The organism is Adhaeribacter radiodurans (assembly GCF_014075995.1).
Classification (GTDB): Bacteria; Bacteroidota; Bacteroidia; order Cytophagales; family Hymenobacteraceae; genus Adhaeribacter; species Adhaeribacter radiodurans.
The window spans coordinates 4,035,240-4,049,431 of the sequence record NZ_CP055153.1; the positions used below are offsets into that span (position 1 = coordinate 4,035,240).

8 protein-coding genes and 1 pseudogene are annotated in these 14,192 nt (G+C 40.6%); 6 read left to right on the plus strand and 3 right to left on the minus strand.

Going from position 1 to position 14,192, the window contains the following annotated elements; genetic code table 11:
- Positions 1-229: 229 nt before the first annotated feature.
- Positions 230-865: an OmpA family protein gene (locus HUW48_RS16255; RefSeq protein WP_182411954.1), complete on the plus strand. Its 636-nt coding sequence runs from the start codon at positions 230-232 to the stop codon at positions 863-865.
- A gap of 92 nt (positions 866-957) precedes the next feature.
- The gene (locus HUW48_RS16260; protein WP_246343512.1) at positions 958-1,860 is read left to right on the plus strand and encodes a DUF2382 domain-containing protein; all 903 of its coding nucleotides are present in this window, start codon (positions 958-960) and stop codon (positions 1,858-1,860) included.
- Between the two features lie 119 nt (positions 1,861-1,979).
- On the opposite strand, the gene HUW48_RS16265 is transcribed toward HUW48_RS16260, so the two are convergent.
- Positions 1,980-4,796, minus strand: coding sequence for an Ig-like domain-containing protein (locus HUW48_RS16265; protein ID WP_182411955.1), 2,817 nt, complete (start codon positions 4,794-4,796; stop codon positions 1,980-1,982).
- Between the two features lie 947 nt (positions 4,797-5,743).
- Between HUW48_RS16265 and HUW48_RS16270 the strand changes: the two are divergent.
- From HUW48_RS16270 to HUW48_RS16275, 4 genes and pseudogenes are all read left to right on the plus strand, one after another.
- A pseudogene (locus tag HUW48_RS16270) lies at positions 5,744-6,784 on the plus strand (ADP-ribosylglycohydrolase family protein).
- 30 nt (positions 6,785-6,814) lie between these two features.
- Entirely contained in the window at positions 6,815-7,084 is a 270-nt protein-coding gene (locus HUW48_RS27500) for a hypothetical protein (protein WP_317173700.1), read from the plus strand.
- A 33-nt stretch (positions 7,085-7,117) separates the two neighbouring features.
- Entirely contained in the window at positions 7,118-7,309 is a 192-nt protein-coding gene (locus HUW48_RS27505; protein ID WP_317173701.1) for a hypothetical protein, read from the plus strand.
- 841 nt (positions 7,310-8,150) lie between these two features.
- Positions 8,151-10,841 carry a S8 family serine peptidase gene (locus tag HUW48_RS16275; RefSeq protein ID WP_182411956.1) on the plus strand — a complete coding sequence of 897 codons (2,691 nt, stop codon included), beginning with the start codon at positions 8,151-8,153 and terminating at the stop codon, positions 10,839-10,841.
- Positions 10,842-10,914: 73 nt separating this feature from the next.
- On the opposite strand, the gene HUW48_RS16280 is transcribed toward HUW48_RS16275, so the two are convergent.
- Together HUW48_RS16280 and HUW48_RS16285 are read right to left on the minus strand one after the other, a co-directional pair.
- Positions 10,915-11,349, minus strand: a complete 435-nt coding sequence (locus HUW48_RS16280) for a hypothetical protein (RefSeq protein ID WP_182411957.1) — start codon at positions 11,347-11,349, stop codon at positions 10,915-10,917.
- Positions 11,350-11,672: 323 nt separating this feature from the next.
- Positions 11,673-13,082 carry a sialate O-acetylesterase gene (locus tag HUW48_RS16285; RefSeq protein ID WP_182411958.1) on the minus strand — a complete coding sequence of 470 codons (1,410 nt, stop codon included), beginning with the start codon at positions 13,080-13,082 and terminating at the stop codon, positions 11,673-11,675.
- Between the last annotated feature and the right edge of the window lie 1,110 nt (positions 13,083-14,192).

Sequence of the window (14,192 nt, forward strand, 5' to 3'; positions counted from 1 at the left end):
TCGTTATTTTACTTTAATCCAAATTTTTCATAATTCCTATCCTAATAATTTCCTACTTATTAAAGGAAAGCAGAAAACCGCTGTACGCTAGCTAGTAGTACTTTTCGAATGTTCTACTACCCGACCTAGAATAAAAATTTAACTTATTAAAAGGTTAACCGTACATTGATCTATAATAAATTATAATTAAGCACCTTAAACACCAAAAAACTATTAAAAAACTTCAATTATGGCTGAGTTGAATGTACAACCAAAAAGTAAACGTCCTGGGTGGCTTTGGCTATTATTAATCCTGCTGGCCCTGGCTTTATTATTTTTCTTATTTCGGAGCTGCAACCGCGACCAGAACACAACACCTGCCGACACCGATGCCGCTGCCGCTGATTCTACAGCTATGACCGGGGACACCACCAGTGTATTTGATTGGAATACCGTTGATTTTGGCGCTCCGGCCGCTACTTACGACGAAATTACGGATGCCGATATTACCGTACGGGGCAATGATGATTATGCAATTTACTCCCTTGACGAAACCATTTTGTTTGACACTGATAAAAACACTATTAAGCCATCGGCTGCTGAGAAACTAAAACAAGTTTCTGCCTCAATGGGCAAACGCTTTGCTAATGGTGAAGTACGGATTTATGGACATACCGACGCCAAAGGTGGGGCCGGTTACAATATGCAATTAGCGGAACAAAGAGCAGAAGCAGTTAAAAATTGGCTGACGCAAAATGGTAATCTTACCGGAGACCGCATATCCTTGCATCCGGTGGGTGAGGCGCAACCGGTAGCTTCTAACGCTACAGCCGAGGGTCGCCAGCAAAACCGCCGGGTAGAAATTGTAGTCCGCCGTGGTGCTTAAGGGCACAAAGACAAAATTTAAATTAGGGTAAACCCGATTTATGTTTTTCCAGTATTAATTAAGTTACTGATTTACTTAAACATTTTACAATCATGGCATTAAACGAAAATTCAGATAAAGATTACCGCTTGCAGGAGCTAGGCGGCAGCGATTATGAAATTGCCGAAGGACAACCGGATATCCGCGGGTGGACCGTAAAAGACCGGCAAGGAAATACCATTGGCGAAGTAGAAGAATTAATTTTTGATCCACAATCGCTTAAAGTGCGCTACATTGTACTCGATATAGAAGATAGTTTGCTGGATACGGAAGAAGATGACGTACTTATCCCGATTGGCGTGGCGGAATTACATAATTCAGATGATGATGTAATTTTGCCTAATCTGGATGCTTCGCAGTTAAGATCGTTACCTAGATACGACAAAAGCTTACTCAACCGCGATTACGAAAACACGGTGCGCAATGCATTTGCCGGTTTGGGAACAGGAGCCGCTGTTGCCGGTTCATACGGCGATGATTATTATAATCATGATTTCTACAACGAAGATAACCTGTACCGGAACCGTCAGGCCACTCCCCCAACTACAGCTCCCGAAGGCACCACCGCTATTCCGATAATTGAAGAAGAGCTGCAAGTAGGTAAACAGGTGGTTGAAACCGGTGGAGCCCGTTTACGCAGCCGGATAATTGAAAAACCAGTTGAAGAAAATATTCATTTGCGGGAAGAGCACGTGCATATTGAACGTACTCCCGTAAATCGGCCGGCCACCGAAGCAGATTTAACTAATTTCCAGGAAGGTGAAATCGAAATTACCGAACATGCCGAAGTTCCAATAATAACGAAAGAAGCACGGGTAGTAGAAGAAATTTCGCTGGAGAAAGAAGTGGAAGAACGGGAAGAAACCATCCGGGATACTATTCGTCGAACTGATGTAGAGATCGAAAACTTAGATTCAGACGTTGATCCGGATAATCGTCGTCCGACAAATCTTTAATAAATTAATTAAATTAAATAAGCACAATAAAAAACGGCCACCTTTAAAGGTGGCCGTTTTTTATTGTGCTTATTTAAAAGTTTATGCTTTTGTGATTATACACACAGTTATTTAGACTGCTAGTTGTTGTATATAACTTTTAGATTTTGTACTCCGGCATTAGTAATTAACCGAACAATGTAAATACCGGCTTTCATGTTGTTGGTAGCCATCCAATCTACCAGCACCTTCTCACCAGCCTTAGCTTTTCCAGCTTTTAAGCTGTTCATTAATGTACCATTTACATCGTATACTTGTAATTGGTAATCGGTAGCCACCCCAGAAGTAAATGTTATGGTAGTTTGATTCTGGAATGGATTTGGATAGTTGCTTAACTGTACTTTCGGAGCAGAAGCATTTACGGATTGGGTTACAGCAGCAGTAGCTGCGGGTATGGTAATTTTTTGAACCGTTCCGTAAGAAGTACCAATCAGGTTAGTAGCGTATGCACGTACATAATAGGTAAGACCAGCTTTTAATTTAAGGGTGCTTGAAAAAACACCTTCACCCAAACCCAGCAATAATTTAGCGCTGTTAATAGTAGGAGCAGTTGAAGTAGTACTATAAACAATACCACGGGCTAATACAGGGCTTCCTCCACTTTTTGTTACATTACCTCCAACGTTCATGGTATTAGCATTAAGCAGTGCAATAGCGTTGGTAGCAACTATTGGAGCCGTGATAGGTGATACGTAGTTAACAGTTAAAGTAGTTGCCGCTGCATTCTTGTTTCCGGCTGCATCTGTTACTAATCCGGCAGCCATGTTAACCGAAATGGTTGCTGACATAGATGGTAGCAGAACTGGTGCCACTACGTTTAAAGTATAAGCTTTGCCGCTGCCGGAAAAAGTACCTTTTAAGCCATTTGTTACCGTAATAGAGTTAGCCGTAAAACCAGTCACATTTTCGGAGAAGGTAATTTTAACCGGAATAGTAGCTAAACTGGTAGTGCTTGTTACTGTAGCAGCCAATACAGCAGTAGGGGCCGTTTGATCTAAAGTAATGTTATCTGACACAGTAGCAGACATATTACCGGCTGCATCGCGCACTTGTAATTTTACCCATTTACTGCCACTGCCATTAGATAAAGCCCAGGCTTTAATGGCATTTACAGGTTCCCAGTTAGACCAGATAGAATTGTCATTATCATCGTAGAAGCGCATTTCTGCAGCATCCGGGGCCACGATATTAATGGTTGCATTGTTGATGTTGGTTAAACCAGCATTATTGTTAATGAGTACAGAAGCTACCGGAATGGTTTTATCAATGAAAAAGCTAACACTGATAGAATTACCGGCAACATCGGTTACTAATAAGGTATAATTTCCTTCGGCGCTGATAGCAGTATTACTTACATACGGAAGGTTGTTTAAAGTTGCGGTTCCGCCACTGTAGGTAATGGATTTATCGGTACGGTAAGCAACTCCTTCGGTTACGCCGCTAAATACAGGAGCAGTAAAATCTAAATTAAGAGATAATGAAACGCTAGGCGCACTGGTATTTCCTAAAGCATCGCTGGCAGTAGCCGTAATAAGGCGGTGACCAGCATCTAAAGCCTCAGTAAAGGTAAAAGTCCAGCGGCCGGTGCTATCTGCCTGGCAAGTTCCAACATTTTTACCGTCTACATAAATAGTAACTAAGGAGGTCGGATTGGCCATACCGGTAATAGTTGGCATGCTTACATTTGTAATACCATCGGTAGAGCTGATGCCATTATCGCTGTTTGGTAAAATAGCCAATTCTGTTGGAGCTTTGGTAGTTAAAACTAATTTTGGAACATCTAATTTTAGAACAGTAGCTGGCCGGGCTCTAACACCATCGGCAAAGGCTACGTATAACAAGCCACTATCAGCAATTGCCAAAGAAACATCGGTTAACGAACCAGAAGTTAAATTAGAAGTACCAATTTCTTCCCATTCACGTCCATTTAAACGTTTTACTTTCGTTAAACCGGGGTTACCAATACCAGTAGAGCTTTCGCGGTAAGCTACGTAAGGAACATTATTTTTATCTACTCCTATGGCAGCAAAATAAACCCATGAATCTGAAAAGGTAGTAGTACCTACTTCTTCCCAAGTAGTGCCGTTAAATTGCTTCATTTTCATTTTGCCTAGTTTATCTAAAGCATTTCCCCGAAACTCCCGGTAAGCCACATAAGGAGTGCCATTACCTGCCAGTACAATAGAAAGATCGCAGGCGGTACCTGTACCCACTCCATTCGCACCTACTGATGCCCAGGCACTACCATTCCAACGCTGTACGGTAACTTGTCCGCCTTGTGCTGGATCAGCAAAAGCAACGTAAGGTACATTTTGGGCATTCAGAGTTAAGGCAATTTTTTCGGTAGGGTTTAGAGCAAAGCCATTGGCACCAATAGTTTGCCAGTTAGTGCCATTCAGTTGTTTTATCCAACCCCGGCCATTATCGGTATATGATAAATAAGGAACACCCGTAGTAGAAATAACTAATTGAATAGATTGCGGATAACCGGCCGATACGCTGCCAGTACCTACATTTACCCAATTAGTACCATTAAACTTTTTAACGCTTAGTTGGCCATTGCTGGCCATATCGGTAAAAGCCAGGTAGGGTACATTATTTTTATCTAAAGCTAAGGCCAATTCTCCGGCATAATCAACCGAAATGCCGCCGGTACCTACTTGCACCCACCGCGTACCGTCGAATTTTTTAACAACTGCCCGGCCAGCTAACGCGCTTTCGGAATACGCCACGAATGGAGTACCGGTTTTAGTAAGAGCAAAACTTAAATTAGTCCCTCTCCCAGTAGAGATTTCAGTTGAATTTACATCCAGCCAACTTTGAGCCTTACCAGTAAGATTAGCAAAGATGGAGAAAAGGACAATAAAGGAGAGTGAAAGAGTAGAAGTTTTTATCATAAAACAAACATTAAATTAACAACCAACAATTATAACCAGATTTCTATTTTGTACTTATTTGCTGTTACAAAAATAAAGAAGGATTTTGAGGTGCAAAAAAACTATACAACATAAAGTTGCAAATACTTTTATATTGGTTTTTTATGATATATTTATATTAGAAATGTACAAATTATATCAACTTACAGATATCATTCCATTTTCAATAAACCTCATTTTAAACTCTAAAACAGCTAAATACAAGAATTAATCGATTTGTAGTCACATGGCCATTAATTAAAAATTTAAATTTTTAATTAATGGCCCAAACTAATCTACAGCTGGTTGTATTTTTATTTTTTATATATTTATAAAACAGAAGCAAAATAAATAATTGCACTTTTTAATTATTTCACATATTATATTTATGGAATATACTAATACACTAATTGGATTTTACCACATAACCCGCTATTTTATAATAAGCTATTGTGGAGTATTGGAAAAAATTTTTAAATAGATTAACCCGAAGGCAGAAAAGTATACGCTGAACGTAGAGAAAGCCGTATTTTATTACAAGTACTCGATGGCTTTAATAAATTTAGGCCGACAAGTTTATCAATCTTTATGGTAGAAACCTGTTGCAACCATTTAAGTAGTTAATTATTCAGCACTAATCTTTTTAGGTAAAAAAGGATTTAACAACTACTTTTTAAATTAAGGTTGGTTTAGGCTAAAGGTGAATTCGGTTAGGGATGTCCGGAGAGTAGAAGTTGGCCGGTTATTTACCTAAAAAACCTGCTACTTTCACATATAAAGCCCGGATTAGAACTCTGCTAATCAATTTATTAAATATAAAATAGCAAGTTAACGTCTGGCTATAAACCACCGAGATGATAAGTAAGTTTTTGGGTCAAGTTATTCAAGAACTAACAAGGGAGTATCACCATAAATCACTACTACAAAACATGAGAAATATTCTGGTTTTCTTTCTAAGCTTATTTTTTGGCAATGCTTCGGCTCAAGCAATTAAAACCAATATTGGTCAAAATTCAAAAACTGCTCCTAGCACCATTACCCTTACGAAAGAAGCTTTGCAAGATAAAATTAAAGGTGGCTGGGCGGGGCAAACTATTGGCATTACTTACGGCGGACCTATGGAATTTCGCTACAACGGTACTCTTATTCAGGAATATCAACCAATTGCATGGTACGATGGCTATTTAAAGAAAACCATGACCGAAAATCCGAGATTGTACGATGATATTTACATGGATCTTACTTTTGTAGATGTATTCGAGAAAGAAGGTATAGACGCCCCGGTAAGTTCGTTTGCAAAAGCCTACGCTAACGCCGGCTATGCCCTGTGGCACGCTAACCAGGCGGGCCGGTACAATATTTTGCACGGCATTCAGGCTCCTGAATCCGGACATTGGTTGCATAACCCGCACGCCGATTGCATCGACTACCAGATAGAAGCTGATTTTGCCGGTTTAATGTCGCCGGGAATGGCTAATACGGCTTACAAAATCAGCGACAAAATCGGACTTATAATGAATTACGGCGATGGTTGGTATGGTGGCGTATACTTAGGTGCCTTGTATACTCTGGCTTTTACTTCTAACGACATGAATTACATAGTAAAAGAAGGATTAAAAACAATTCCGGCTAAAAGTAACTATTACCAATGTATTAGAGATGTTATTCGTTGGCACCAGCAATACCCGAACGATTGGAAGCAAACCTGGTTTGAAGTTCAGAAAAAATGGTCGTCGGATATTGGTTGCCCCGAAGGAGTGTACCGATCGTTTAACATAGATGCCACCGTAAATTCGGCCTACGTGGTAATTGGTTAGCTTTATGGCAAGGGCAATTTTAGTAAAACTGTAGAAATTACTACGCGTTGTGGCCAGGATGCCGATTGTAATCCTTCTTCCGCGGCCGTTATTTTAGGCACCATGTTAGGGTACAATAAAATTCCGGCTTACTGGAAACAAGGTTTAAAATAAGCAGAGCCTTTAGATTTTAAGTATACTACTATGTCGTTGAACGATGTGTACGAAATAGGCTTTAAGCATGCTTTAGAACAAATTACGCGCAACGGGGGTAAAATAAATGGTAATAACGTTACCATTGCCGTACAAAAAACCCAGCCAGTAAAATTAGAACAAAGTTTTGTGGGGCATTTTCCGCCGGGTAATCGCACCAGCATTAACAAGGACCTGAAAGATGAATATACTTTTAACTTTGAAGGAAATGGATTTGTGGTAACCGGCGAAACCGCAAAATGGGATTCAAAATCGGATTAGGTATTTAAAACCGAAGTTTACTTAGATAACCAATTGGTCGAAATCGTAGAACTACCTACCAGCTTTACAGGCCGCCGTTACGAACTGTTCTGGAAATACCAATTACCCGTAGGCAAACATACCGTTAAATTAAAATTATTAAATCCGACAACCGAACATACCTGCCGGCTATGGGATGTAATATCGTACTCCGACAAACCTACAGCAACCGTAGCTGGCGAATAATTAGTAAAATTCACTTTACCATTCTTATAAAGAACTTATTCCTAAATGCTTTAGAAATAAGTTCTTTTTTATTTTTACTATTTTCCGGACAAAACCATTAAACCACTGCAGCCTTAATTTTCTTTGCTGGTAAAATCTTCTTTGCTACCCTACCTATTACTTATATTTTATTCCGCTCCAATCCATCTAGTCCAATAATAATAACCAAATGCAACATGTTGCTGCCTCTATTAGTATGCTTAGCCAATTAAACTATATAAAAGATAATTTTTTATGAACGATAGAAGAAATATAAAACTCTTATGTTACCGCATTCTTATTTATCAGCGCTAATTAACCGGCATTTAAATACTTTAAGCTACCGGGTATTTTTAATTTAACACCTTTCATTTAGAAGAAAATAAATTTACTTTGCAGGAACAGTGTAGTTTTTTACTAAAACAAAGAATTTTTGATACTATTTAGGTATAAAATCAAATAATAATCAGATACATATAAGTTGGTACACCCATTTAATTATTCTGATTTGCTCTTTATTCTACCGGTATCTTAGATTCATGTTCCGTGCAAAATTTTACTTTTTTATGAAATAACTGGGCTGATTGCTACCAACAACCACCACAGACACTTTGTGCCACGGATTAAATTCTGTTAATGAATAGGATTTTCCTGGAGTAATACCTGATTTTTAAGAATACAAAATACCTTAAGTTTAATGACACTCATGATTCACCTTTACCCCAAACCACTATCTACTTTAAGATGGCTGGGTCTTGTATTATTTCTTATATGTTTTGTAATAGTATCCACCAAGGCACAGTCCCTACGATCGTCTTTTAAGATGGCTCCGGGGCAAGCTTTACAAAAAATAGGACCAGAATTAGCTACTTTACTAAATCAAGCCACTACAAATAATAAAGGTACCGGTGCCACCGCTATATCTCGTTTTCCAGTTAATAAAAGTTTATTGCAGATAAAGAACAACCAGGTTGTTATACAGGCATTGGCCGAAAGTAATACCGAACAATTACTAACTGATTTAAAAAAACTTGGCTTAACCCATCCCGCATCTTACGGCCGCATGGTTTCGGGGCTGATACCCATTGCCGCTCTTGATAAAGTAGCAAAATTAAAAAGCATGCGCTCGGCTCGTCCGGCTTATAAACCAGCTACTAGAATAGGCAAGGCAACCACTCAAGGCGATAGAGCCGTATACGCCGATTCGGCCCGTAAGCAGCAGGTAGTAACCGGCAAAGGTTCTAAAGTTGGCCTGATATCGGATAGTTATAATTCAATAGGAGAAGCCGATAAAGGTATTAAATCCGGAGACTTGCCTGGTAAAAATAACCCGAACGGTTTTACTACTTCCGTGCAGGTACTTCTGGATGAAGCTCCCGGCTGGGGAACCGACGAAGGACGGGCTATGGCAGAAGTGGTGCACGATGTGGCACCCGGCGCTGAACTCGCTTTTTACTCCGCTGATTTTGGCCAGGCCAGTTTTGCTCAGGGAATTATAGATTTACAGCAAGTTGGTTGTAACGTTATCGTAGACGATATTCTTTACTTCGACGAACCCATGTTTCAGGATGGAATTGTTGCCCAGGCGATAGATGAGGTGAAGAAAAACGGAACCAGTTACTTTACCGCGGCCGGTAACCAGGGGCGCGATTCGTATCAGGCCGCTTATAAACCAGGAGGCGTAGCTTATTTTGGCAGCAAATCATTCCTTGGTCCTCAAAAAGCCCGTAATGCGCATAACTTTGCCCCGGCCGGCAAGAAAAAAGATGTTACCCAGCGCATTTTTATTCCGGTTGGAGCCAGCTTTATCATTTCTTTCCAGTACAGCGAACCTTTCTATTCCGTAGGAAATGGCAGCAGCAAGGGAGCGCAATCTGATTTAGATATTTACCTGCTCACCGAAGATACCACCGATGTAGTAAGTTCAGGTACGTACGCCAACATAAACAACGACCCCGTTGAGGTATTTTCTTTTTTTAATGATGGCTCTTATGACAGTAATTACTTTAACATTCTCATTGATAAATTTGAAGGTGCATCGCCGAGCATTATAAAATACGTTCTTTTTAGAGCTCCTACCGACGAAATAAGCATAAAAGAATACAATACCAATAGCAGTACTATTTACGGACACAACAATGCAGCGGGAGCCATTACCACCGGAGCCGTATTTTTTCTGGATACCCCGGCTTACGGTATTGAAGATCCGGTAGCGGAAAGTTTTTCCTCGGCCGGTGGCACCCCCTTGGTTTACGACGAGAATGGTAAACCCCGCTCCCGGATCGTGCGGCGAAAGCCCGAAATTATGGCACCCGACGGAGGCAGTAATACGTTCTTTGGCGAGGCTTATTTAGATGAATTTTACTTTTTTGGCACCTCGGCGGCTGCCCCCCATGCGGCCGCGGTAGCAGCGCTCATGCAGGAAGCCAACGGCAATAATTTAAGTCCCGATAAAGTAAAAACCACCTTGGAACAAACGGCGCAAAATATGAACGATCCTGGTTTTGATTTTGAAACAGGTTACGGTTTAATAAATGCCCAGAAAGCCTTAGAGCGGGTATCTACACCCAGAGTTCGGGAGTTTAATTTAGTAGATGCCGACTCGCGTAAAACGATTAAACGCTTGCAGGAAGGCGACATTATTAATCTTACCCGCTTGCCAACCCGCAATGTATTTATTTATGTCCGTACCGGTCCTACTCACGTGGGCAGTGTATTGTTTGATGTAAACGGAGATAAGAAAACAGAAAGCAAAGCCCCTTACAACTACCCGGGGTCAACCGATGATTATTTTAAAATAACCGAAGGTAATTACACCATTACCGCCGTTCCGTATACCCAAGCCAATGGCAAAGGAACAGCAGGCGTTCCGCTTACCCTTAACTTCCGGGTTGTAGAAGAAAAAATAATTCGGTTCGAGCTTTTTGATATAAACAACGGCAGCGTGGTTCAGGAGCTGAAAGAAGGCGATGAATTAAATTTAGCAACTTTACCGACTCACTTAAACATTCGGGCAGTTACTAATCCGGTTCGGGTAGGCAGCGTGCAGTTTACCTTAAATAATAAAACTACCATCGAAAATTTAAATACTTACGATCTGGCTGGTAGTTCAGGGAAAAGCATTGATTTTAAACCGGGAACTTATACTTTATCAGCATCCATTTACCCCTACGAAATGGCCCGGGGTATGGTAGGTGGTTCTAAAACAATTACTTTTAAGGTAACAGATAGAGCTACCAAAAATGATAATTCAAAAGAGCAGCTAACGGTGTATCCAAATCCTTTTCCGCAAAAAACCAAACTGCAATTTAGCGTACCCGAAACCGGAAATACTACTCTTACAATTTATGATTTAAACGGCAGACCTGTAGTAATTTTACACAACGGCGAAGCCATTGCCGGCAAGCAATACGAGTACGTACTAGATGGCAGTTCGCTGCCGGGGGGCTGGTACATTAGCCGTTTGGTAACCAGCAAAAACACATACCATCAAAAACTTAGGCTCACCAAGTAAAACTTAATTCCCGTATAATTCCCTGCGTTAACTAAATTAGTAAAACTAATTAGCTAACGCAGGGAGTTTTATTTTAAGAAGGTTCAATCGTTAATAAGGCCGCATTTACACTCGTAAAAATTACTATTTCTACCTGCTGGTATTCTTTTAAAAATTGCTGAGCTTTTTCGATGATAGAATAGCCTACCACTAACCGCGTAGACTCTTCTGGTAAGATACCAATTATTTTCCGGTAAGGTACCATTTCCCGATCCGGGAGGGATGCTACTGCCCTTGGAAATTCCTTAGCTAACCAGAGCTGGTCACTCATGGCCACATAATCCATCTGCTGCGAATTAATCATGATGTGCTTAAGGTGGTGTTCTCTTGCAACCTCTACTGTTCGTAAAATTGTTTCTCTTAGCTCTCCATTAGCGATATGCTTTTTTAAGATTAAGTAAATCAAAGATAATGCGGCATTCATCTCCAGCGAATGCGAATCTGTATCCGCTAATTTCAAGCTTTCCATATTGTAGCACTAATAGTTTTTGTATTTACCCGGAAATGATAACCAAGGAATAAAGCATTCCGGAATACCTTAAAGCTTTCAACCTTTTAATTGATGAATTATGCAGGCTTAAAAATTTATTTTAAATCCAGAGAGCTTTACCAGTAAGAAATAGTAAAATTCCTGAAGTCAAAATAAACTATACGCAATAACAGAGATTAAAAATGCAGCAGTTTATCTAAATTATTCCCAGGATGAAGAGCATGTTTCCATTCCCAGCATTTTACTATTACATTTACTTTTTTGCCGAATACTGGTAAGTCCTTAAATAAAATTACGCATAGCTACTGACTATCGGCAAAGTTATCTCCGGGATGAAAAGTAGAAGCAGGTAATCCGGCTTTATTAAACAAATTGGGTTCCGCGATATTATCCCAGGCAAACCGGACCGCCACCGGATCTTTCACTTCGGGAGCCTGTACAATTATGGTTTTACCTGAAATACGGGCCGAGGCTTTCACAAATTTCTGATCGGATCCGGCAATTTCAAAATCGGTTAGTTCTTTGCCATTTTTCACTACCAACCCAGATTCCGCATGATCAAAAGAAACCCGGATTTTATTGCCTTCTACTTTCATGCTCCTATAAAGCGGTCCGGAATAAACAATATCTTTTTTACCGTAAGTTTTAGCTAAAGCCAGGTTAGCGAGCCTTAAACCAACATCAATTTTGTTGCGCGGGTGAATATCTTCTTTGTTACCAATGTCGCTGATAACTATCATTCCCGTGTTAGGTGTGGTTAACGTTCGCCGCTGGGCTTCGCGTAACATAGCTCCTTCGTGCGGACGGCCATATTTGTAAGGCGCCAGTTGCACATAATAAAACGGAAAATCATTGCTCCATTCTTGTCGCCAGTTCTGGATTAAAGCGGGTAACAATTGGGCATAATTACCAGGGTCGCTCACGTTGGCTTCGCCCTGGTACCACAACGCACCGGCCAGCCGAAAAGGTATCAATGGGGCAATCATGGCATTATACGCTTTACCAGGTCTTACCGGTCCCCAGGGCACCTCTTTCAGCTTAGCAGCCGCATCAACTAAATTTTCACTTTTTGCAATAGCTTGCGGGTTTACCCATACTTCGGCGGGAGTGCCGCCCCAACTACTATTTATTAAACCTACCGGCATGCTTAAGTTCTGATGAATTTGCCGACCGAAAAAGTAACCTACGGCGCTAAAATATGGCATAGTTTGGGGTGTGCATACTACCCACTGGCCATCTACATCTAACTGGGCACCGTCTGCCGACTTACGAGGTACCGTAAAAAACCGGATAGACGGAAAATTAGCTTTTGGTATTTCGGCGGCGCCATTATCAATGCCTGCATTCGTGGTCCATTCCATGTTCGATTGTCCGGAGCAAAGCCACACTTCACCTATCAAAACATCTTCCAGGTTAATGGCATTATGCCCTTTTACCATAATCGTAAATGGGCCGCCCGCTGCCGGGGTTTTAAGTTTTACCTGCCATTGGGCCAGGTTACTGGCTTTTGTTTTAACTGCTTCCTGGTTCCAGCTACTTGTTACCGTAATCTCCTCACTCGGATTACCCCAGCCCCACATGGTAATTTCGGCATTTTGCTGCAATACCATATGGCTGCCAAATATTTTAGGCAGCGAAACCGCCTTTACTGTTTGATTTGAAAGAAGAAATAAAAGGCAGATAGCCCAAAACTGTAGCGCGTTTCTTAACATGAATCGTATTCGAAGTTTAAATGTTTAATACCGTTAAATATAAGGTTGAAATTTATTAATAAAGATTTTGTTTACAGATTTTTGTGGAAATCAGGAATGGTTACCATATTTATTTTACTGATAATTCTTCCGCCTGCGGCACCTTTCCTAAAAGCAGCGAAGAAGATGCGGAAATTATCCTCTCCATTTTAACATTGTTATACTTTGCCGCTGGATGTAAGAAAATTTAAAGGCTCTGATAATAAGTCAACCACACCCAACCCCTCCTTATTTAAGGCGGAGAGCTTTTTTGCAAGTACCATTTATCAAATATTAATTTCCAAACACTGTTCGTGGTGGCTATGCCGCCCCTACCCCAACGAAGGGTAATTTGTACGTTCTCCACCTATCGCGAGCGTCCCCGCTCGTGATGCCTATCGTCCGGCATCTGGCCAGTTGACATTTGTTGCTGATAGCCTTTTAATTCAAGTGTATCGGTTTGCCCGGCCAGAGGCCTACCACATGATTAGACACAAGCGGGGACGCTCGCGGAAGCATTATAAAAATTAAATTTTTTAATTTTTTAAAATTTTGCCCATCTACTATGCAACAAACAACAGTAGCCCGGAGCAAAGAATGACGCTAAACTGTTCGAGCGTTCAGCGAGTTTTTAGCGTCTTGCGTTTTTTTGGTTCTTTTTGTGTCAAGACAAAAAGAACCAGAAGCGAGCAATGAAACAACTTCACTTATAAACCAAAGCATCAACCGCAGCTATGCGAACGAGAATTTTTAAGTTTATCTACCATGTTATAATTTGAAAGACACGGAAGTAAATCCGCGCCATAGTTGTGAAGACGAAAAGAACAAATACCTAAGCAATGAAACAACATCACTAAGAAACGAAAGCAATAGCCGCAGCGATGCAAACAAGAACCAGTTAGTAGAATATTAGGAGTATCAGCCGCAGCTATGCAAATAAATTTCAAAACTTTCTTAGCGTCAAAAAACACCATTTCTAAACCTCTCTACTTTAACCTATCTTATAATTAAAAAAACTAAAAAATTCCGCAACTTACCTGTAATTTACCGGTCACAATCAATACAAAACAGCCTATTACAATCTTAATTTTT

Coding starts and splice junctions, on each gene's coding strand:
- HUW48_RS16275 (WP_182411956.1), top strand. CDS start 8,151: ATGGCTCCGGGGCAAGCTTTACAAAAAATAGGACCAGAATTAGCTACT.
- HUW48_RS16260 (WP_246343512.1), top strand. CDS start 958: ATGGCATTAAACGAAAATTCAGATAAAGATTACCGCTTGCAGGAGCTA.
- HUW48_RS16280 (WP_182411957.1), bottom strand. CDS start 11,349: ATGGAAAGCTTGAAATTAGCGGATACAGATTCGCATTCGCTGGAGATG.
- HUW48_RS16255 (WP_182411954.1), top strand. CDS start 230: ATGGCTGAGTTGAATGTACAACCAAAAAGTAAACGTCCTGGGTGGCTT.
- HUW48_RS16285 (WP_182411958.1), bottom strand. CDS start 13,082: ATGTTAAGAAACGCGCTACAGTTTTGGGCTATCTGCCTTTTATTTCTT.
- HUW48_RS27500 (WP_317173700.1), top strand. CDS start 6,815: ATGTCGTTGAACGATGTGTACGAAATAGGCTTTAAGCATGCTTTAGAA.
- HUW48_RS16265 (WP_182411955.1), bottom strand. CDS start 4,796: ATGATAAAAACTTCTACTCTTTCACTCTCCTTTATTGTCCTTTTCTCC.